A 21,017-nucleotide genomic window follows, 5' to 3' on the forward strand; every position below is an offset into this window, starting at 1 on the left:
GGTTAATTTTAATAGAGAGAAAGGTGTTTTGAAAACAAAACACCTTTCTTATTTTTATTAATAGCCAGGGTTTTGTTTTAGTAAACCACCTGATAAATTTATTTGGTCTTGAGGAATTGGAAATACTTCATTTTTCCCAGCTTGAAAGCCTAGAGGTCCAAAAACTTCAGCTCCTCTTCCTTGACGAACAACATCAAAGAATCGATCAAATTCCATAGCTAATTCAAGTCTTCTTTCTTTCCAGATAATATCTCGAAGTTCAGACTGTGAAGTTGTTGTAATTGCAGGTAGTTCTACTCGAGATCGTACTTGATTTAAACTTTCCAATGCCGCACCTGAATTTCCTAATTCATTATTTGCTTCAGCATTCATTAGTAATACATCAGCGTATCGCAAAATAATTAGGTTTTTTTCTAATGCATTTGCGCTTTCAGGACCAAAATACATTTTCTCGCTATAGTAAGGATTCGGTGCATCTTCACTAACTACAGCTGATAAATTTGCATCATCTTCGTACAAATCGTTATCATACATTACTTCTCCTCTAAAAATAACGGTGGCATTTTTACGTATCTTATCTCCAGCTGCATCAAACGCATCTACAAGGTTTTGAGAAGGAACATCGAAACCCCAGCCCCATTGTCCTCTTACACCGTGGTGCGTTGCCATGTTGTCTATTCCTATATTTTCTGAAGCACTACCTTGTACTTCAAAAATAGACTCTTCAGTATTTTCATTCTGAATCCTCCATAATTCTGCATAATTAGGATGAAGTGCATATTGTCCTGAAGCAATAACCTCATTAGTTAAGCGTAATACTTCTTCCCAATTACCTTGATACATTTGCACTTTTGCAAGCATCGACTTTGCAGATCCCTGAGTTACTCGACCAACTTGTGCAGGTGTTATTGGTAAATTTTCAGCAGCTTCAGTTAAGTCTTTTACAATAAAATCGTAAACTTCTTGCTTAGTATTTCTTGTTAATAAAGCTTCTTGATCGTTAGGATCGGTCTCCTGAGTAATAATTGGTACACCACCAAATACTCTAACTAATGTAAAATAGTGATAAGCTCTAAAAAATTTAAATTCTGCCTGGTATTCTGCAATTGTACTTTCCTCTAAGTTATTTGCAGGATTATTTACAATATTAATACCTGAATTAGCAGTAGCTACACCTTTATAGTTAGCTCCCCATAAACCTTCTACAGAAACATCAGTAGCATCGTGTGTAAAATTATCTAATTTTGCTTTATCGGCTCCTGTATCGCCAGGAGAACTTCCTTTATCAGCATCATCAGAAGTAATACTAAATACCCCCGAATACGAAAAGGAGTGCTGACTATAGTCTAACAGATGTGCATAAGAAGCTACAATTGCTTTATTTACATTAGCACCTTGAAAGTAACCACTCCCTACAGTAGGTTGACCTTCCGGATCGACATCTAAATAATCGTCTGAACAAGATAGCGTTAACATCGCAGTACAAACAAGTGCTGCTTTTGCTATCGTTTTATAATGAGTTTTAATAGTAATCATATTATCTATTGTTTTTTAAAAGTCAATATTTAAACCTAAAAGGAATTTAGCGGTAGTTGGATAAGCATCTAATTCTAAACCACTATCTAAAACTCCTCTTGGAAGTTCAGGGTTAAATCCGCTATAATCAGTAAAAGTAAATGGATTTTGTGCTGTAGCATACACTCTAAGTTTTGATAACTTAATAGTTTCTAAAATTTTATCACTAAAATTATATCCTATAGTAATATTATTTACCCGTAAGAAGTCGCCATCTTCTAAGTAATAATCTGATGGTAACGGAATTTCATTAAAAGCAGCTGGTCCAGAATTTGGATTCTCTCCTCCTTGGTATCTGTCTGCAAATAAAGCAGCATCTATATTTTCACCACTGAAACGTTGCGCACGCAACCCGTTATACACTTTATTACCCACGTTACCAAATAATGATGTAGAGAAATCTACTTGCTTATAAGTAACACCTAAATTAATTCCGTAATAAAAATCAGGTTGATATGACCCCATAAACTGACGGTCGTTTTGATCTATAGCCCCGTTTCCATCAGTATCTACATATCTAAAATCACCAACTTTGGCATTAGGTTGTGCACTTCCATCAATATCTGATTGTTTTGTAAATACACCATTTGTTTTATACAACCAGAATGTACCTAACTCTTTTCCTTCTACAGTACGAGTGACAATTTTACCATTATTAAGACTTCCACTCTCAATAAATGGAGTAGAATTTTCTATAACCGGATTAATAGCAGTTAATTCGTTTTGATTTGAAGTTAAATTGAAACCAATATTATAAGAAAAATCACCATCTTCAGATCTATCAGACCAAGCCAAAGCAACCTCTACACCTTTATTCTCGATATCTCCGGCATTAGTTATAAAACTATCATCTCCTGAAGTTTCCGGTAAGGCTAATGGAAATAAGATATCTTCTGTTTGCTTTTTGTAATAAGTAAATTCTCCTGTTAATCTGTTATCTAAAAAAGCAAACTCTAAACCTAAATCTAATTCTTTCGTTGTTTCCCACTTCAAGTTTTGATCGTACTGTTCTATTGAAGTACCTCCAATTGCTACACCAGAAGGGAATGGATATTTTACAAAATCGATAAGCTGTAAAAACTGTCCAGAATCAATTCTATCATTTCCTACTAAACCATAACTACCTCTTAATTTTAAGTTTGATAGTACATTTTGATTATCAAAGAAATCTTCATTATCAATATTCCATGCTAAACCAAAAGAAGGATAGTATTTGATACGCTCTTTATCTGAAAATTTAGAAGAACCTTCTCTACGTATAGTTGCATTAAAGACATATCTTTTATCGAAATTATACAGTAAACGAGAGAAATAAGCTAAACGAGTTGATTTATCACCACCGTTATCTAAAGTCTGCCCTTCTTGTTCACCAATACCTAAATACAACAAATTATCTGATGGTGGAACTCCTCTTCGGGAGCCTTTTAAATATTCTGAAGTTAAACGCTCTGAAGTTAGACCTAAATTTAATTGGAAATCATGTCTTCCAAATTTTTTATCTATCGTAAAGAAATTATCCCAATTGAAACGTTCAAAATCTTTATCCTCAACCGATAATTGTTGATTTTGATTATTAATTTGAGTACTACTTTCATTTTCGATTACATATCTAGCACCATAAGCACGTATTTTTTGACGATTTACATTTACCCCTAAGCTAGATCTAAACGTTAACCAATCAAATAAATCAATTTCTCCCCAAACATTTCCTAAAATTTTAACCTGTTCATTTACAGACTGATTATTTTCAATTTCAGCTACTGGGTTTCCAACATCATTTAAAATTGTACGAGCATAATTTCCATTTTCGTTTCTTACTGAGAAAGTTGGAGCTTGTTTATAAGCATTTGTGAAAGCTGCATATGGAATTATATCCCCATCATAAGCACTGGTAGATGGATTAAACCCTCGCTCTCTAATTAAACTTAAATTATGGCCAATTCGTATTTTATCACTTAAATGATACGTATTATTTAAACGAACAGTTAATCGTTCATATTTATTTCCTTTCAAAATCCCTTCTTCATCCATATAGTTAACAGAAGCATAGTAATCTAAAGCGTCTTCTTTACTACCTGAAATAGAGAAATTATATTTCTGATAGAATCCATCTTGCGTAATTTTATCCATCCAATCAGTAGTAGATAAATTACTAATTTCTTCTGGTGTAAATGCAGGATCATTACCTCCTCTAGCTAATGCTTCATTAGTATAGGTAGCATACTGCTGTGCATTTGCCATATCTACGGAATTAACTATAGTATTAATACCCGTTGTTGTACTCAATGAGATATTCATTTTTCCTTTTCCAGATTTAGTAGTGATTATAATCACACCGTTTGCTCCACGAGCCCCATAAATAGCAGTTGAAGAAGCATCTTTTAAAACATCAAAACTCTCAATATCAGAATTATCGATCCCACTAATATCATTAGTAATAACTCCATCTACAACATATAAAGGATTTGCTCCACCTAAAACAGAAATTGACCCACGTATACGTACATTACCAACAGATCCTGGTGAACCATTATTTATAATTTGAACCCCAGGAAGTTTACCTTGAGCAGCCTGTAAGGCTGAAGTTGTAGGAGAATCATTAATTTCTTCAGCTTTTAAATTACTAATTGTTCCTGCTAAATCTCTAGATTCTGCCTGACCATAACCAATTACAACAACTTCGCTTAAAGCAGAAGCTTCTTCTTGCAATACTACGTTGTATTGAGTTTCTGAAGTAACTGGCATTTCTTTTGCCTGAAACCCTAAAAAAGTAACTCTAAAGGTATCACCTTCACTCACCCCTTCCAACGTAAAATTTCCGTCAAAATCGGTAACCGAATAAATATTCTTACCTATAATTTTAACCTGCGCACCTGGTAAAGGCACGTCACTTGTATCGATCACTACACCACTAATGGTCTTTGTGTCTTGCGCCATACCTACAACGGAAATAAGCATGACGAAAAGTGTAATTAATTTTAATTTCATACGGTTTATGTTTACATAATTTTCACGAAATATACATCTTAACACCTAATTAACGCAAACGATGTAGCACACAACAATTACATCACTATTTTTTTTCATATAAAACACTTAAATACAGCAATTTAAACACTTTTTGAAGTAAAATATCAAGGGGGTTAAAAAATGATGTAGTAGTAATGTAGTAGTATTAATTTGGCAAAAAATGGTTATTTATGATAAATTTTAGAAATTTTTGATTAGATAATTTGTCAAATTCACATTTTTATCTAAATCAATTTTCTTACGTAATCTGTAACGATGAACTTCTACTCCTCGGATAGAAATTCCCATAAGTGGAGCAATTTCTTTAGAAGAAAGATTCATCTTTAAGTACGCACAAAGTTTTAAATCTTTGTTGGTAAGTTTTGGATAAGTAGCTAATATATTTTTGAAGAAATCTTCGTGAAGCTCATTAAAATTAGTTTCAAATACTTGCCACTCATCTTTATTTTTAACTGCGGCATTAATCTTTCTTGTGATATTTTTTAATCGATATTCGTTAAATTTCCCTTTCTCTTTATTTAACTCTCCCTGAATCTCCATTAATATTTCATTTTTCTTCGCTGCAACCATGGTAGAATTAGCCAGCTCTTTACGTTTTAGTTTTATTTCATCTAATAAACGTTCTTTTTCAAGGCGACTTACACGTTCTTTATGTTCTTTTTCAAACTTATCTTCTATTTGTTTTTGATGTTGATGTAGGCGATATCGATTATAAAAATAGATTAAAACAATTCCAGCTAGGAAGATTATAAAATAACATAATTTCATCCAATTTGATAAATACCAGGGTGGCAAAACTGTAAATTGAAATTTTTCAACTTCATTTTTTTTATGATTAGTAAAAGATTCTATAAGCAACTCATAATCACCATAACTTAAATTTTGAAATTGAATATCTCCAGAGGTAACCATTCCCTTCAAAGTATCTGTACTTCTAATAAGTTCATAACTTAATTTCTTTGAATCTGAAATAGGTAAACCTACACCTATCGTTACTTTATCAGCTTCTTTAAAAGGAATAGAAAAATATTGATTTATAGGATATTTATTTTTAGATGATTCAAACTTGGAAATAAATGGTTTTGTAGTAACTAATTTTTTTTGGTCTTCTCTGTAACTATTCATATTAATTCGAGCAAAACCATCTTTCAAAGTAATTAAAAATGTAGAATCTGTTTCTCTAAAAACTTGCTCGTTACCTTTTACTAATCTGTTTTTTAAAAATTTAGAAGAAACCTTAAAAAGATCTTTTTTTAGATTAGTATAGATTAAGTTATTGGTTTTAGTATTAACAAACCAAAAGATTGTGTCTTTTTGATATAACAGTCTATGGTTATCAAAACTAGATAATTCTTTAAAGTCTTCTAATTCATCTTTAAATGGGTTATACTTATACCATTTGCCTCTTGAATAAATTGAAATTTGATTATTAATTTTATAAATCTTAGGGTTGTAATGTTGTAATGTATCTAGACTTGGTAATTTGGTAACTTTACCAAATATGCCTTTTTTTAAATTTAGCTCTGCTTTATAAATACCTTCATAGGCATGTGCTAACCAAAGCGTATTAGAATCTTCAATTACAATTTGCTTTACAGGAAACGATACTCCCGGAATTCTTTTAAAAGTATTATTCTTTAAAACACCCACTCCAGTATATGTTCCAATAAATTTGGCATTATCCTGACTCTCAACAACAGTAAAACTACCTGTAGAAGTATCTATAGGATTTACTTTTCCTTTAGAAATCTCATAAGTACCATCATTACTATTACTATAAATTGTAGTATCAAATTTTTCTAAATTCCAGGAATGGCCTTTTAAGCCATTAATTAGTTGTAAATCTTCCTCATTTAATTGATAAACTCCTGTATTACTAGCCAGTAAAAAAGTTCCATCTAACTTATTTACATCATATACAGCTCCTAATATACCACTAGGTTCTTTGTAAAAGGAAATAGGAGAATTTACATCAAGCCTATCAATACCATTATCAAGACCTAACCACAAATTACCAAACCCATAAGCCATAGAGAGTACAGTATTATTTTGCAAACCACTGTTTCTAGAAAGGTAACTTTCTGTATTATTTTTTACATCATAAATTAAAATTCCATTTTTTACAGTACCAAAAACAAGTTTCTCATTAGAAACATTTAAAAGTTTGTTCAATTCAGATTGCTGAAAAAATTCTGAATATTTTGATGCAAAAACAGCTAACTTATCATCTTGTAATTGAAAAACTTCATTTTCTGTAGCAATTAATAATGACTGCTGAAAAGGGATAATCGATTTTATAGCAGTATTATTAAAATCTGCATTAGGAAATAATAAAACAGGTTTTTCATCTTTAATTTTAAACAATCCCTTACCTACTTTTGCAAAATAAAATTCACCATTAAAGACTGTGAAACCAGTTATAACGCCATTTGTAACTTTAGTAATATGCTCACCATCGTATTTATAAAGCCCAGCGAAAGAACGAAAATAAATAGTATCATTAAAGGAGGTAATTCCCCAAAATTCCTCATCAGCTAAATCAATTTCAGAAAATAAATCCGCTAAAGAATGATATTTAAAATCTCCAAATTTAGTTCTTTTCCAATATCCAAATTCCTTATAGGAACCAGTATAAACTCTATCTTTATAGCAATATAAAGATCGTATTATAGACTCGCTATTTAGAGTATATAATTGCCAATGTAAACCGTCAAAAACTAATAGTCCCTTATTATTGGCAGAAAATAAAACGCCTTCTTCGTTTAAAGCTATATCCCAATTTTGACTAGCTGCAGAATAATTAACTGAAGAATAATTCTGTATAGGTAATTTTAAAGTTTGTGCAGTTGCACTAAAAACACTTAAAAAACTAATTAACAATACATTAAAAACTAAAACAATACAATCATTTTTCATAAATGAGCAAGTAAAAAATAAAAACTTTTGACAAAAGTACGATAATTTTACACAAAAATTAAGACATGTAAATATGTATTATTTCCTATTTATTGGATTTATTCCTATTTTTGAAATTATAGCTTTATTATAAAAAATGAATTTTGAAAAAATTAAAGAAAAATTAGAAATACTTGCAGATGCAGCAAAGTATGATGTTTCTTGCTCTTCAAGTGGTAGTAATCGAAAAAATAAAAATAATGGACTTGGTAATTCAAAGAATATGGGAATTTGCCATAGTTATACTGAAGATGGACGTTGTATTTCTTTACTAAAAATTCTTTTAACCAATCATTGTATTTTCGATTGTATTTATTGTGTTTCAAGATCTACTAATGATATAAAAAGGGCAGCATTTAAAATTGAAGAAATCGTCGATTTAACTATCAATTTTTATCGAAGAAATTACATAGAGGGCTTATTTTTAAGTTCGGGAATTTTTAAAAATCCTGACTTTACAATGGAACGCTTAGTACGAGTTGCTAAAAAATTAAGATTAGAAGAAAATTTTAATGGATATATACATTTAAAAGCAATTCCGGGTGCGAGTGATGAGCTAATGGAAGAAGCAGGTTTATATGCAGATAGGTTAAGTGTGAATATAGAAATTCCTACTAAATCTGGCTTAAAACTATTAGCTCCGGAAAAAAAACATGAAGATTTTATAAAACCTATGGCTAAGGTTAGAAATCAAATCATTCAATTTAAAAATGAAAAAAAGCATTTTAAAAGCACTCAAAAATATGCCCCAGCAGGACAGTCTACACAAATGATAGTTGGTGCAGCCGGAGAATCGGATCGTGATATTATGTATTCTGCAGCTCATTATTATAAAACATATAAAATGAAACGAGTATACTATTCTGGTTATATTCCAACAACCGTAGATTCACGACTTCCTGCCATAACTGCTAAAGTTCCATTATTGAGGGAAAATCGATTATACCAGACCGATTGGTTATTGCGATTTTATGGTTTTGATATTCGAGAAATTCTAAACTCTCAAACACCTAATCTAGACTTAGAAGTAGACCCTAAATTAGGCTGGGCACTTCGCAACTTACATATATTCCCGATAAACATCAATAAAGCTGATAAACAAGTGCTAGCTCGTATTCCTGGGTTAGGGCTTACTTCTGTAAACAAAATTATTCAGGCTAGAAAATACCGTAATCTAAATTGGGATCATTTAAAAGCTATAGGAGTCTCATTAAATAGAGCTAAATACTTTATTGTTTGCAATTCGAAAATTTATGAAAGTAAAGACTTAACTGCTGAACAGATAAAATTAAAAATTATACAAAATTCAACAAGTAAATTTCGGAAAGACTACTCTACTCAATTAAGCTTATTCTAATATGAAGAGAGTTATTTTAATTTATGATGGAACATTCAACGGTTTTTTAACAACCATATTCGATATTTACGAAGAACGAATATCAGATTTCATCATCATTCCTCAAGGAACTGATCAGAATGTATTATTCGCTGAAAAAAAATTGATATATACAGATCAGGTTAAATCTAAACGTGTACTAAATGGTATAAAAAAATATGGCACTAAAAAAACCATTTTCTATTTATATAGAGTTTGGCTTAGTGAAATAACAGGTGTAGAACAATTACTGTATAGGTTTTGTAAATACTTATTCGAGGAAAAGAAAGATATATCCACCGACTATTCCAATCCATCTATTTTAAAAATTGCTCAAATAGAAAAAAAGTACGAAGAGAAAAACATAGAATGGAGGCTTTTGTTCGATTTGAGCTGTTAAAAGATGATATTTTTTTTGCAAAAATCAATCCGGATTTTAACATTTTACCACTAATTTTAAAACATTTTAAGACTCGATTAGCCGATCAAAAGTGGATAATTTATGATTTAAAAAGAAATATTGGCAGCTATTACAATTTAAAAAAAATAAGCTACATAACGATATATTTTAAAAATAAAGCGAGCATAACTAAAAATATAATAAAAAATAACGAAAAAAATTATCAAATTTTATGGAAATCGTATTTCGAATCAACCACAATAAGTTCTAGAAAAAACACAAAATTACACTTACAACATGTACCTAAACGTTATTGGAAATTTTTAACGGAAAAGACAGTTACAATTCAATAAAAATTAGTTTAAATTTGCTTACTGAACTAATTAAACAATTAACATGAAAAAATTTATCTTATTATTCGCTGTAGCCGTAATGTCAATTTCAGTATATTCTTGTAGAGAAACTACTAAAGAAAATGCAGAAGATAACATGGAACAAATGGGCGAAGACGTTGAAGACGGTGTAGAAAATGCTGCTGATGAAACTGAAGAAGCAGTTGATAAAGCCGGAGATAAAATCGAAGAAGCTGGTGAAGAAGTAGAAGATGAAGTTAAAAATACAGATGATAACATGTAATCTGTAATTTTTTAAAATTTACTAAGCCACTTTTAAAAGTGGCTTTTTTTAGTTTGTATTACTAATTAATAGTTTTTATTATGAAAAAATATTTTTTAACTATTCTATTTGCTGGGGTATTATTCAACTTTACTGCCTGTAGAGAGACCACTGAACAAAAAACAAAGGATGCGGTTGATGCTATTGGAGATGATATTGAAGATAATGTAAAAAAAGCAGGAGAGAAAATTGAAAAAGGTGCCGATAAAGTTAAAGAAGACGTAAATAAAGAAATTAAAGACACAGATGGTGTAAATTAGGAATAGAATTTAAATCATCAAAAATAAAGAACTATTAAAAGGTTGCGAATTAGCAGCCTTTATTTTTTTCTATCTATCACATAAGTTACCATTAATTCAAGCGAATCTTTATATGGAGAATCCGGATATTCTGCTAATAATTTTAAGGCTTCCTCTTGAAAAGCTATCATTTTAGAAGTAGCATAATCTAAACCGCCTTTTTCTTTTACAAAATCAATTACTTCTTTAACTCGCTTTTTATCCTTGTTGTGATTCTTAACTGAGTTAATTACCCAAGCTTTTTCTTTTTTAGAAGAAACATTTAATGCATAAATTAAAGGCAATGTCATTTTTTGCTCTTTAATATCTATCCCTGTAGGTTTTCCTATTTTTTCATCACCATAATCAAATAAATCATCCTTTATCTGAAAAGCCATCCCTATTAATTCTCCAAATTTACGCATAATTTCTACATCTGTAGATTCTGGTTTAACTGAAGCAGCTCCCAAACTACAACATGCAGCAATTAAAGTGGCCGTTTTTTGGCGAATAATTTCATAATATACCTCTTCCGTAATATCTAAACGTCTGGCTTTTTCAATTTGCAACAATTCGCCTTCGCTCATTTCACGAACAGCTACAGATATTATTTTTAGCAAATCAAAATCGTTATTATCAATAGAAAGTAACAAACCTTTCGATAATAGATAATCACCGACTAAAACAGCTATTTTATTTTTCCAAAGTGCATTAATACTAAAAAAACCACGTCTTCGGTTACTATCATCTACAACATCATCGTGTACTAGGGTAGCTGTATGAATAAGCTCTATAACAGAAGCCCCTCTATACGTTCGTTCGTTTACTTTTCCTTCTGCTACCATTTTGGCAACTAAAAAAACAAACATAGGGCGCATTTGCTTCCCTTTTCTGTTAACAATATAATGCGTTATTCGGTTGAGTAATGCAACCTTAGAAGTCATAGATTGAAAGAACTTTTTCTCAAAAAGTTCCATTTCTTTCTCTACCGGAAGTTTTATTTGCGCTATTGGCTTCATGAAGTTTTCAAAGATAGTTTATTTCTTAGAAAAAAAGTGAGGTTTAAGAGGCAGATTTATTGGCTAATTGCCCACAAGCTGCATCAATATCTTTCCCTCTAGATCGCCTTACTGTTACGGTTATCCCATTTCTCTCTAAAGTTTTTTGATACATATCGGTAGCTTTAGAAGCTGCTTGTTGAAACTCACCATCGTCTATTGGGTTGTACTCAATTAAATTAACTTTACATGGTACATAGTTGCAAAATTTCACTAATGCCAATGCATCTTCTCTAGTATCATTTATTCCTTTCCAAACAATATATTCGTAGGTTATTCTACTTTTAGTTTTAGAGTACCAATACTCTAAAGCTTCTCGTAAATCTTGTAACGGGAAGGTTTCATTAAAAGGCATTATTTTAGTTCGAACAGCATCTGTAGCTGCATGTAATGAAACTGCTAATTTTATTTTAGTTTCATCATCTGCCAATTTCTTTATCATTTTAGGAACACCTGATGTAGAAATTGTAATTCGTTTAGGCGACATTCCTAATCCATCTTCCGAAGTAATTTTTTCAACCGCTTTCATTACATTATTATAATTCATAAGTGGCTCTCCCATACCCATAAAAACAATATTGCTCAAAGGCCTATCAAAATATAATCTGCTTTCGTTATCGATAGCCATCACCTGATCGTAGATCTCATCCGGATTTAAATTACGCATCCGTTTAAGTCTAGCAGTTGCACAAAATTGGCAATCTAGACTACAACCTACTTGTGAAGAAACACAAGCTGTAGTTCGAGTTGGTGTAGGAATAAGCACCGATTCTACAGTAAGATTATCATGAAGTTTAACGGCATTTTTTATTGTACCATCGTTACTTCGTTGCATACGATCTACCCGAATATGATTAATTACAAAGTTATCGGTAAGCATAGTTCTAGTAGTTTTAGAAATGTTTGTCATTCCCTCAAAACTATGAGCACCTTTATGCCATAACCATTCGTAAACTTGAGAACCTCTAAACGATTTATCTCCTTGTTCTACAAAAAACTCTTGTAATTGCTTTTTTGATAAAGCTCGAATATCTTTTTTCTTTTTCTCCACAGTGCAAAGTTACAAACTTTAAAATGAACTTTTTAAAATAAGAAAAAGCCACAATTAGTAATTGTGGCTTTTCTTGTTATATTATCGCTAAATACTTATAGAATTAGCATCGCATCTCCATACGAATAGAAACGGTATTTTTCTTTTACTGCTTCTTCGTAAGCGCGCATTATAAAATCATGTCCTGCAAAAGCAGAAACCATCATTAATAATGTAGATTTTGGCGTATGAAAATTAGTTACCATACAGTTAGCAATACTAAAATCGTAAGGAGGAAATATAAATTTGTTTGTCCATCCACCAAACTCATTTAAAGTTAGGTTAGAAGAAACAGAACTCTCCATTACACGCATTACAGTTGTACCAATTGCACAAACCTTACGCTTTTCAGCTTTTGCTTTGTTGATTACATTTACTGCAGGATCTTCTATAAAAGCTTGTTCGCTATCCATTTTGTGTTTGCTTAGGTCTTCAACCTCAACAGGGCTAAATGTTCCTAAACCAACGTGAAGTGTTACTTCTGCAAAGTTAATACCTTTAATCTCTAATCGCTTTAACAAATGCTTAGAAAAGTGTAATCCAGCTGTTGGAGCTGCTACGGCACCTTCTTGTTTTGCATATATAGTTTGGTAACGATCTTGATCTTCTGGCTCAACTTCTCGTTTTATATATTTAGGTAATGGTGTTTGTCCTAAATCTTGTAATTTCTTTCTGAAATCAGTGTACGAACCATCATATAAAAAACGAAGTGTTCTACCTCTAGAGGTAGTGTTATCTATAACTTCAGCAACTAGACTTTCATCATCTCCAAAATATAATTTATTACCAATTCTTATTTTTCGAGCAGGATCTACTAAAACATCCCATAACTTTGTTTCAGAGTTTAGCTCTCTTAATAAAAATACTTCTATTCTAGCACCGGTTTTTTCTTTGTTTCCATATAAACGGGCTGGAAAAACTTTTGTATTATTAAGAACCATAACATCTTCTGGTTCAAAATAATCAATTAAATCTTTAAATTTTTTATGCTCTATAGTTTGTTCTTTCCGGTTAAGAACCATTAGGCGCGCTTCATCTCGATTTTCCGAAGGATACTCAGCAAGTAATTCCTTAGGAAGTTCAAAATTGAAGTTTGAAAGTTTCATTCCCATATATGTATTTTTAAAGATTGCAAATATACAACCTCAAAACAGGCGTTGTCAAGTAATTACCCAAATATTTCCTTATTAATAATTTTAATATAAAATATCTTCCTTTTAAAAACGTTCAATTACTTCTCATATTCTTTTTTTCTCAAAAAAACTAAAACTAATTTCTAGGTATATTTTATAAATTTATTGCCCCAAAACAACTTACTAAATTATGATAAAATCAATAATCAGTCTAGTATTCATATTTTGTAGCATTTATACTAGCTTTTCGCAAACAGTCCCTAAGGATCATGTTTACAAAACCTACTGCAATCCGGTAGATATCGATTATACTTACATGTCTCATTATGCATATCTAGGAGTCTCTTATCGATCCGGAGCAGATCCTGCTGTTATAAATTTTAAAGGAAAATACTACATGTTCGTAACCAGATCTCATGGTTATTGGGTTTCTGATGATATGAGCAACTGGAAATTTATCACTCCTAAAAACTGGTATTTTAATGGAAGTAATGCTCCTGCCGCTTCAGTACAAGGAGATGAAGTTATTGTCCTTGGAGATCCTTCTGGTCATGGTGCGGTTATAAAAAGTAAAAATCCAGAAGAGGGAATTTGGCAAACAACTTACAGTGTAATTCCTTTTGAAGTACACGATCCGGATCTATTTGTAGATACCGATGGCAAAGTGTACTTATACGAAGAATCTTCTAACATAAACCCAATTAAAGGGATTGAATTAGATGCTAATAACATGTATACCCCAAAAGGAGAAGAAAAAGATTTATTCCTATTACATCCTGAAAAACATGGTTGGGAACGCTTTGGGCAAAATCATAACTCCGATATAAAGCCATATTTAGAAGGTCCTTGGATGACTAAGCATAATGGCACTTACTATTTGGAATATAGCGCACCAGGTACGCAATGGAACGTATATGGAGATGGAGTGTATACCAGCAAAAGTCCTTTTGGTCCATTTGAATATGCTGCTTATAACCCGATATCTTACAAACCAGGTGGTTTTTTAACCGGCGCTGGGCATGGTAGTACTGTAAAAGATAATCATAATAATTACTGGCATTTCGCTAGTATGCCGATTTCGGTAAACTATAAATTTGAGAGACGAATAGGAATGTTCCCAGCTGGATACGAAGAAGACGGACAAATGTATGTAAATACAGCTTATGGAGATTATCCTCATTACTTATCAGATACTAAAGTAGCCAATAACAAAAACAGATTTACAGGCTGGATGTTATTATCCTATAAAAAACCAGCTAAAACCAATTCAGTAATAAAAAATGTAAAGCGAAATTTTATAGATGAAACAGACACTGGTTTTATGCAACAACAAGAAAAACCAGATTATAGTGCTTCTAAATTAACCGACGAAAATATTAGAACGTATTGGGTTGCTGAAAATAGCAGCGATTCTTTATTTGCTGAAATTGATTTAAAAAAGAAAATGACGGTTAATGCCGTTCAGATAAACTTCCAAGATTTTAATTCTGAAATTTTTGGAAGACCAGATACTTTAAAATATCAATTTAAAATTAAAGCTTCTGTTAATGGAAAAACTTGGAAAACTATAGCAGATTATTCTAAAAATGAATACGACCAACCACACGCTTATATCGAATTAAAAACTCCTGCTGAAGCACGATATATTCGATATGAGAATGTATATATTCCACATAAATATTTAGCAATTTCAGATATTCGTGTATTCGGAAAAGGCCACGGCCGTACTCCTAGAAAACCTCGTAATTTCACAGTACAACGACAAAAAGATAAACGAAATGCAAATTTATCATGGAAATCCGATAAAAAAGCAGATGGCTATGTATTGTATTGGGGTATTACACCCGATAAATTAAATAACGCCGTCCTTATTTATGAAGAAAATAACTATGAATTGCGAGCTTTAAATATCGATACTACGTATTATTATCAGGTTGAAGCTTTTAATGAAAATGGAATTTCAGAAAAGAGCGAAATTTTAGAAACCGAATAACTAATTATAAATAATCGATATTATCAAAATAAGGGTATGTTTACAAAAAAACATGCCCTTATTATTTTATGATTATTATCGGAATTAATGCTGCTCCAATAATTGCTCTATCGGCTGTTTAAATTCCTGATAAGCTTCAGGCAATTGTAAAAAAGGTTGAAGTGTAAAACTAAAGGATTTATCAGCATTAAAAATCCAATAATTACCGACCAATTTACCGGTTTTACTACTGATATTATCTTTAGAAATATTATTTATAGAAAATTGATTTTTAGGTGAATTATACCAAATTCCTAATATCTTTAAATCGTCTTGATTAGAATATTTAAGCTTTAAATGTGGCTGAATGTTTCCTTTTTTGGTTTCTAAATTGAAACTTTCAATAGTAAAAGCATTCATTTCTTTTCGTAAACCAGTATTCGTTTTTTCTGAAAATTGTAACTTATTCCATTCTGATAAAACTACTTCAGAATTTTCATCAGACTGATAAATTGAAAATAAATCTTCTTGTACAATTTCAATTTCTTTTGAATCCGGATTTATTGTAACTGTTGCTTTCTCAGATAAGATTTGTCCATTTTCAATTCCAAAAAAAGAAGCTAATAAAAAAAATAATACTCTTATTTCTACCATTAAATATGTTGTTAATATCGATAATGACCGATTATTTTATAATTAAAAAGACAGTCTTCTAAAACCTGTCCATTACCAATATTATGAACAATTAAGTTTCTTTTTTCGTCTTTAGATTTTTTATCTACTACAATTCCAATATGAGTTAAACCATTACCCAAATTCCATGCTACAACATCACCGGGATTATAGTCAGCTGAATTTTGGGTAATACTTTTTTCAGCTCCTGCTCTTGTAAAAAAAGTCATTAAATTAGGTACTCTTCTATGGTCTATGTTTTTATCGGTGCTTGTTAAGCCCCAATTATTCGGGTATTTATCAAAATTATTCTTCATATCTTCATGCACCAATTGTTGCAAGTCGATACCTTTCTTTCTATAAGCTCGAATAACAACATCGGTACAGACTCCTTTATTAGCAGGAACATCGCCGTTCGGATAATCTATAGAAAAATAACTCGGATCGTAACTTACCTGTTGTTGGGTTAATTCTAAAGCACAATCTGATAAACTTTTTTGTAGATCTTGAGATTGCGAAACACCTACAACGTTTGAAATCAAAAATAAGATTAAAAATACTTTTTTCATAAATTCCATAATTATATAAAAAACAATTTCTTGATCAGAAATTAGAGATATGTATGAAAAAATTCTTTAATCATAAATCGAAGAAATTCGCTTTATTTTTTAACGTAGATAAATCCTTTTTTATTGGATTGAAATCTAAATTCCACCCATTTATAATCAGCTACTTCATATTTATAATCTCCTGTTCAGTTAATTCAAAAAAAGTACCTTCTACTTGATCTTTTAGATTTCCTGAATAGTCTATAATCGGATGATATTTTTCTCCACTTAACGCTAAAACTTCCGGATCGGTAATCTCAAGCATTTTTATTTCGAAAATTTAATATGTATTGAATAAAAATTAAGCTTTATATAAAATTATATATCGCTTCCTTTACTCACTTCAAAATTAAGTTTCTCTAAATCTGAATAGAAATCAGGATAACTTTTAGAAACCACCATAGCATCTTTAATGATAATTGGTACCTTTAAAGCTAACGGGGCAAATGCCATAGCCATACGGTGGTCGTTATAAGTTTCTATTTCTATATTTTGATGTATGTTTTTTGAAGGTTTTAAAAATAACTGATCTTCTGTAACTTCAATATCACCTCCTAATTTTTCAATTTCGGTTTGTAAAGCTACCAACCTATCGGTCTCTTTAATTTTTAAGGTATGTAGTCCTGAAAGGTTACATCCAATACCTAAACCTAAACAAGTAACGGCGATAGTTTGAGCGATATCGGGCGCATTTCGTAAATCTTCCATTAATATATCGGGCAAATCAGTATTTGTTTTGGTTAAAATAATACTGTTTTCTTTATAAATAGTTTCAACGCCTAATTGTTTATAAATAGTGGCCAAGCAAGAATCACCTTGTAGGCTTTCTTTTCTGTAATTCGATAATTGAATACTGGAATTCTCATTTAATGCTGCTATACTGTAAAAATAAGAAGCAGAACTCCAATCGGACTCTACTGGAATTTTTTTAGATTCTACTGCAGAACAAGCTTCAATAGTAATTGTATTTCCTTCAAATGAACCCTGAATTCCGGATCGCTGTAACATTTCTAGTGTCATTAAAATATATGGCGTACTAGTAACTTCTCCTTCTAAATTTATGGTTAATCCATTTGGGAGTGAAGCTCCAATAAGCATCAATGCTGAAATATATTGGCTACTAATATTAGCTTGCAGCGAAACTGAATTAGCCGTTAATTTTTTTCCTTGAATACGTATTGGCGGATAACCTTCATTTTTTTCATATTCAATAACTGCGCCCATACTTCTTAATGCATCTACTAATAGTTTTATAGGCCGTTCTTGCATACGCTGGCTCCCAGTAAGAATAGTTTCTCGCCCCTCGTTTACGGCAAAATAAGCTGTTAAAAAGCGCATTGCCGTACCCGCATGGTGAATATCTACTTCTGTTTCTTCAGAAGTTAAAGCTTTTTTCATAACCTGAGTATCATCACTATTTGAAAGGTTTGATATTTCTAGATTATTAAAAAGCGATTCTATAATTAAAAGCCTATTAGATTCACTTTTAGAACCAGTAATTTGAAGATCACCAATAATTGGCGAATTAGCATGTTGTAAACCAAAATTCATAGGGAAACACGGGGATTTTAGAAAACCATTATTTTTTTAATTGTTCTTTATCTCTACGTCGAAACTGACCGTAGGTTACAAACATACCATATACAATCATTCCGGCTACTTGAGTAATAATAAATTTAACTAATTTTCCGTCAGCAGTTCTATTTGCAAAATATTCTTGAAAAGCTAGTGTACCATAATCTACAAACATCATTACAACATTATAAACTACAAGAAACAGCAAGCCTAAAATGGCTACCGATTTCCAATATTGTTTGCTAGAAAGCATTTCTTTAAACTTCATTTATTGTAATTTTTCGTTATTATGGTGCCTATCGTGATCTCTTTTGGTTTTTATATCCAATTTCTTATCAAATGCTTCTTGAAGATTAACCCCTGTCTGATTGGCTAAACACAATACTACAAAAACCACATCTGCCAACTCTTCTCCTAAATCTTTATTTTTATCGCTTTCTTTTTCGCTCTGTTCTCCGTAACGACGGGCAATAATACGGGCAACTTCTCCTACTTCCTCGGTAAGTTGTGCCATATTGGTAAGTTCATTAAAATAACGAACTCCATGTTCTTTAATCCAATTATCAACGGCTTTCTGCGCTTGCTCTAGATTCATCTTCTGTATTTATTTTAGACAAAACTAGCACTTCTGATTGTTTACTCACAATTTCATCATAAAAGTTTTTTAAGCTTTTATATTCCTCCGGTAAAAAAATATTTTTTTTCAAAGTAAAAGTTGACACAATACGGACATATCCATTTCCGCCATTTACTATAAATTTAAAATCAGCATCATTTTTATTTAACACAACATGAATACTCTCAGGTAACGAAGTAATTTCATACCCCTCAGGAAGTTTCATACTTGCCGTTTTATTAAAAAAGACAGGAAATTTCATATACACAGGATATGTACGCTCATCTGCTTTAAAAGGATTCTCTTTTCGAGCTAAAAACTGCAATGGGTTTATATAAATTTGTTCACCAACTTTCTGATAAGCATTTTGCAAAGTATATTCGTAAGATTCTTTAATATCGCTACCTATATTTTTTTCATTCTTTAATGAATAGTTATCCACTAAAATTTGATCGTTTTTTTCTTGCAGTAGTTTTATATATTCGTCTCTATCTAATCCTTTATAGTTATTCCTGAAAGATTTAGCCTCAAATCCGGAATAAATAGCCCGAACTCTTCCTCTTATTTCTTTATTTTCTAGATCGAACAAAATATTAACGTTTTGCATTTTTTTAGAAACTTTATTGGGATAAAGAGAAACCCACGAAGAAGTTCCATCATCTTTAATAAGTCTTCCTTGCCAATTCCTAGCTCTTTTGGGCAACTCTCCCAATCCTGCATATTGATCTGTCGCATCTAATAAAACATACGAATTTTCTAACTTTACAGCTGCAATCAAATAGTTAAACCCACTTTGTGTTGGGTATAATGGAATTCCATGATTTACTGTACTTACCAATACAGGATAAGCCTCAAATCCTTTATAGGTTAACATTGCTGTTAATAACAGATTAATATCAGCAACATTACCAACACCCTCTTTATAGCCTTTTTTAGTCCCATTATCCGGTAAATAACCTAGATAATTATTCCAGCCTATTTTTTGTTTTACAAAGGCTAAAATTGCCTGAAGTTGTTCAGTTTTATTTTGTGTATTGGCTAAGATACTTTCTAAATCATCTTCAAAAAAATTACTCCTTTTTAATTCTTTTAACAAACCACCTTCATCATAAAGTGTTTTGGCTACATTTTCCCAAGTAGTGCTTATGTTATTTATTGGTGAGTTAGGAAATTTGGTGTATTGTAACTCCCAGCTAATTTTTGCTGCATAATTTTTTAAATAATCTACATAATCTTCGTCCTTAAGTGCAGGAATATTCTCTTTATCTATTTTGTAAACATTTTGTAAATATTCTACTTTTCGCTGTACACTTTTAGTTTTAGAAACGTAAAAACCAGATCGCTCAGTATCTATATAAGAATATCTGAAATTTTCGGAAGACTGATCCATCGGTATTACTACTTTAGCTCGCTGGTTATAATGTGGAATATACCCCAAGAATTCTGGTAATTTTAAGGTTACTTCAATCTTATCTAACGGAATTGTATATTGAAGTTCTACAGGTGCTAAACTAGCAAAGAATGGAGAAATAATTTTATATTTATATTCTATAACACTTCCTTCTTTAATAGCTGGCATTGTAAATTTTACAGATTTGCGGAAACGACTAACATCTTCTTCAAAAACTTGATCTTTATCTAATTTTTCTTTACTGATTTTTCCATCACTTAAATTATAAGTATAAGCTTTAAGTCCGCTAATGGTTTCTTTATTACTATTTTCAAAATATAATGGAATTGTTTTGCTAGCCCATTCAAAACCGGATTTTTTATAGATTTTAATACGATTGTGATAATGGGTTATCAATTGTAAACCTTGCTTACTTATATCGAAAGTAGTGTACCTGTAACGATACAAAAATGCGGCTTCTGCTTCTGGATCTTCAGCATGAGCCGTTTGTTCTATCTCTTTCTTAGATACATTACCAAATTTATAATCTTGTGCATTTGTTACTGTGGCAAGTAATAAAAAAATTACTGCTAAAAAGGAGGAATTACGCATAGT

19 protein-coding genes are annotated in these 21,017 nt (G+C 31.3%); 6 read left to right on the forward strand and 13 right to left on the reverse strand.

Annotated elements, in window-relative coordinates; translation table 11 throughout:
- Positions 1-57: 57 nt before the first annotated feature.
- From ACN0WI_RS06415 to ACN0WI_RS06425, 3 genes are all read right to left on the reverse strand, one after another.
- Positions 58-1,536 (reverse strand): RagB/SusD family nutrient uptake outer membrane protein, encoded by a 1,479-nt coding sequence (locus tag ACN0WI_RS06415; protein WP_417885825.1) that lies wholly within the window; start codon positions 1,534-1,536, stop codon positions 58-60.
- Positions 1,537-1,551: 15 nt separating this feature from the next.
- Positions 1,552-4,563: a SusC/RagA family TonB-linked outer membrane protein gene (locus tag ACN0WI_RS06420; RefSeq protein ID WP_417885826.1), complete on the reverse strand. Its 3,012-nt coding sequence runs from the start codon at positions 4,561-4,563 to the stop codon at positions 1,552-1,554.
- 222 nt (positions 4,564-4,785) lie between these two features.
- Positions 4,786-7,521, reverse strand: coding sequence for a histidine kinase (locus tag ACN0WI_RS06425; RefSeq protein WP_417885827.1), 2,736 nt, complete (start codon positions 7,519-7,521; stop codon positions 4,786-4,788).
- 136 nt (positions 7,522-7,657) lie between these two features.
- Between ACN0WI_RS06425 and ACN0WI_RS06430 the strand changes: the two genes are divergently transcribed.
- The 5 genes from ACN0WI_RS06430 to ACN0WI_RS06450 all read left to right on the forward strand — a co-directional run bounded on the left by ACN0WI_RS06430 (position 7,658) and on the right by ACN0WI_RS06450 (position 10,270).
- The gene (locus tag ACN0WI_RS06430) at positions 7,658-8,917 is read left to right on the forward strand and encodes a putative DNA modification/repair radical SAM protein (RefSeq protein ID WP_417885828.1); all 1,260 of its coding nucleotides are present in this window, start codon (positions 7,658-7,660) and stop codon (positions 8,915-8,917) included.
- Position 8,918: 1 nt separating this feature from the next.
- A complete protein-coding gene (locus ACN0WI_RS06435) occupies positions 8,919-9,335 on the forward strand; it encodes a hypothetical protein (protein WP_417885829.1) in 417 nt (138 codons plus the stop codon).
- On the forward strand, positions 9,305-9,688 hold the full coding sequence (locus ACN0WI_RS06440; protein WP_417885830.1) for a TIGR03915 family putative DNA repair protein: 384 nt from the start codon (positions 9,305-9,307) through the stop codon (positions 9,686-9,688). The genes ACN0WI_RS06435 and ACN0WI_RS06440 overlap by 31 nt, the downstream gene beginning before the upstream one ends.
- A 43-nt stretch (positions 9,689-9,731) precedes the next feature.
- Positions 9,732-9,971 carry a hypothetical protein gene (locus ACN0WI_RS06445; protein ID WP_417885831.1) on the forward strand — a complete coding sequence of 80 codons (240 nt, stop codon included), beginning with the start codon at positions 9,732-9,734 and terminating at the stop codon, positions 9,969-9,971.
- 80 nt (positions 9,972-10,051) lie between these two features.
- Positions 10,052-10,270, forward strand: a complete 219-nt coding sequence (locus ACN0WI_RS06450) for a hypothetical protein (protein WP_417885832.1) — start codon at positions 10,052-10,054, stop codon at positions 10,268-10,270.
- Positions 10,271-10,329: 59 nt separating this feature from the next.
- Here ACN0WI_RS06450 and ACN0WI_RS06455 read toward each other — a convergent pair whose 3' ends face one another.
- The 3 genes from ACN0WI_RS06455 to queA form a co-directional block, all read right to left on the reverse strand.
- On the reverse strand, positions 10,330-11,307 hold the full coding sequence (locus ACN0WI_RS06455) for a polyprenyl synthetase family protein (protein ID WP_417885833.1): 978 nt from the start codon (positions 11,305-11,307) through the stop codon (positions 10,330-10,332).
- A 43-nt stretch (positions 11,308-11,350) separates the two neighbouring features.
- Positions 11,351-12,397, reverse strand: a complete 1,047-nt coding sequence (gene rlmN / locus ACN0WI_RS06460) for a 23S rRNA (adenine(2503)-C(2))-methyltransferase RlmN (protein WP_417885834.1) — start codon at positions 12,395-12,397, stop codon at positions 11,351-11,353.
- 95 nt (positions 12,398-12,492) lie between these two features.
- The gene (queA, locus tag ACN0WI_RS06465; RefSeq protein ID WP_417886057.1) at positions 12,493-13,542 is read right to left on the reverse strand and encodes a tRNA preQ1(34) S-adenosylmethionine ribosyltransferase-isomerase QueA; all 1,050 of its coding nucleotides are present in this window, start codon (positions 13,540-13,542) and stop codon (positions 12,493-12,495) included.
- Between the two features lie 217 nt (positions 13,543-13,759).
- Between queA and ACN0WI_RS06470 the strand changes: the two genes are divergently transcribed.
- Positions 13,760-15,562 (forward strand): family 43 glycosylhydrolase, encoded by a 1,803-nt coding sequence (locus tag ACN0WI_RS06470; RefSeq protein WP_417885835.1) that lies wholly within the window; start codon positions 13,760-13,762, stop codon positions 15,560-15,562.
- Positions 15,563-15,646: 84 nt separating this feature from the next.
- Here the strand turns inward: ACN0WI_RS06470 and ACN0WI_RS06475 are convergent, their stop codons facing one another.
- From ACN0WI_RS06475 to ACN0WI_RS06505, 7 genes are all read right to left on the reverse strand, one after another.
- Positions 15,647-16,195: a hypothetical protein gene (locus ACN0WI_RS06475; protein ID WP_417885836.1), complete on the reverse strand. Its 549-nt coding sequence runs from the start codon at positions 16,193-16,195 to the stop codon at positions 15,647-15,649.
- Positions 16,196-16,206: 11 nt separating this feature from the next.
- Positions 16,207-16,782 (reverse strand): DUF1287 domain-containing protein, encoded by a 576-nt coding sequence (locus tag ACN0WI_RS06480; protein WP_417885837.1) that lies wholly within the window; start codon positions 16,780-16,782, stop codon positions 16,207-16,209.
- Between the two features lie 160 nt (positions 16,783-16,942).
- On the reverse strand, positions 16,943-17,086 hold the full coding sequence (locus ACN0WI_RS06485) for a hypothetical protein (RefSeq protein ID WP_417885838.1): 144 nt from the start codon (positions 17,084-17,086) through the stop codon (positions 16,943-16,945).
- A gap of 53 nt (positions 17,087-17,139) precedes the next feature.
- Positions 17,140-18,372 carry a 3-phosphoshikimate 1-carboxyvinyltransferase gene (gene aroA / locus ACN0WI_RS06490; protein WP_417885839.1) on the reverse strand — a complete coding sequence of 411 codons (1,233 nt, stop codon included), beginning with the start codon at positions 18,370-18,372 and terminating at the stop codon, positions 17,140-17,142.
- 28 nt (positions 18,373-18,400) lie between these two features.
- A complete protein-coding gene (locus ACN0WI_RS06495) occupies positions 18,401-18,664 on the reverse strand; it encodes a hypothetical protein (RefSeq protein WP_417885840.1) in 264 nt (87 codons plus the stop codon).
- Positions 18,665-18,991 carry a nucleotide pyrophosphohydrolase gene (locus ACN0WI_RS06500; RefSeq protein ID WP_417885841.1) on the reverse strand — a complete coding sequence of 109 codons (327 nt, stop codon included), beginning with the start codon at positions 18,989-18,991 and terminating at the stop codon, positions 18,665-18,667.
- Positions 18,960-21,014 (reverse strand): DUF3857 domain-containing protein, encoded by a 2,055-nt coding sequence (locus ACN0WI_RS06505; protein WP_417885842.1) that lies wholly within the window; start codon positions 21,012-21,014, stop codon positions 18,960-18,962. The genes ACN0WI_RS06500 and ACN0WI_RS06505 overlap by 32 nt, the downstream gene beginning before the upstream one ends.
- Positions 21,015-21,017 lie beyond the last annotated feature (3 nt).

Source organism: Zunongwangia sp. (genome assembly GCF_048269745.1).
Classification (GTDB): Bacteria; Bacteroidota; Bacteroidia; order Flavobacteriales; family Flavobacteriaceae; genus Zunongwangia.

What these genes read in the sequence shown, in the direction of transcription:
- ACN0WI_RS06495 (WP_417885840.1), bottom strand. Translation starts at nt 18,664, where the DNA reads ATGAAGTTTAAAGAAATGCTTTCTAGCAAACAATATTGGAAATCGGTA.
- ACN0WI_RS06470 (WP_417885835.1), top strand. Translation starts at nt 13,760, where the DNA reads ATGATAAAATCAATAATCAGTCTAGTATTCATATTTTGTAGCATTTAT.
- ACN0WI_RS06435 (WP_417885829.1), top strand. Translation starts at nt 8,919, where the DNA reads ATGAAGAGAGTTATTTTAATTTATGATGGAACATTCAACGGTTTTTTA.
- ACN0WI_RS06415 (WP_417885825.1), bottom strand. Translation starts at nt 1,536, where the DNA reads ATGATTACTATTAAAACTCATTATAAAACGATAGCAAAAGCAGCACTT.
- ACN0WI_RS06445 (WP_417885831.1), top strand. Translation starts at nt 9,732, where the DNA reads ATGAAAAAATTTATCTTATTATTCGCTGTAGCCGTAATGTCAATTTCA.
- queA (WP_417886057.1), bottom strand. Translation starts at nt 13,542, where the DNA reads ATGAAACTTTCAAACTTCAATTTTGAACTTCCTAAGGAATTACTTGCT.
- ACN0WI_RS06420 (WP_417885826.1), bottom strand. Translation starts at nt 4,563, where the DNA reads ATGAAATTAAAATTAATTACACTTTTCGTCATGCTTATTTCCGTTGTA.
- aroA (WP_417885839.1), bottom strand. Translation starts at nt 18,372, where the DNA reads ATGAATTTTGGTTTACAACATGCTAATTCGCCAATTATTGGTGATCTT.
- ACN0WI_RS06500 (WP_417885841.1), bottom strand. Translation starts at nt 18,991, where the DNA reads ATGAATCTAGAGCAAGCGCAGAAAGCCGTTGATAATTGGATTAAAGAA.
- ACN0WI_RS06480 (WP_417885837.1), bottom strand. Translation starts at nt 16,782, where the DNA reads ATGAAAAAAGTATTTTTAATCTTATTTTTGATTTCAAACGTTGTAGGT.
- ACN0WI_RS06475 (WP_417885836.1), bottom strand. Translation starts at nt 16,195, where the DNA reads ATGGTAGAAATAAGAGTATTATTTTTTTTATTAGCTTCTTTTTTTGGA.
- ACN0WI_RS06505 (WP_417885842.1), bottom strand. Translation starts at nt 21,014, where the DNA reads ATGCGTAATTCCTCCTTTTTAGCAGTAATTTTTTTATTACTTGCCACA.
- ACN0WI_RS06430 (WP_417885828.1), top strand. Translation starts at nt 7,658, where the DNA reads ATGAATTTTGAAAAAATTAAAGAAAAATTAGAAATACTTGCAGATGCA.
- ACN0WI_RS06440 (WP_417885830.1), top strand. Translation starts at nt 9,305, where the DNA reads ATGGAGGCTTTTGTTCGATTTGAGCTGTTAAAAGATGATATTTTTTTT.
- ACN0WI_RS06455 (WP_417885833.1), bottom strand. Translation starts at nt 11,307, where the DNA reads ATGAAGCCAATAGCGCAAATAAAACTTCCGGTAGAGAAAGAAATGGAA.
- ACN0WI_RS06450 (WP_417885832.1), top strand. Translation starts at nt 10,052, where the DNA reads ATGAAAAAATATTTTTTAACTATTCTATTTGCTGGGGTATTATTCAAC.
- ACN0WI_RS06425 (WP_417885827.1), bottom strand. Translation starts at nt 7,521, where the DNA reads ATGAAAAATGATTGTATTGTTTTAGTTTTTAATGTATTGTTAATTAGT.
- ACN0WI_RS06485 (WP_417885838.1), bottom strand. Translation starts at nt 17,086, where the DNA reads ATGCTTGAGATTACCGATCCGGAAGTTTTAGCGTTAAGTGGAGAAAAA.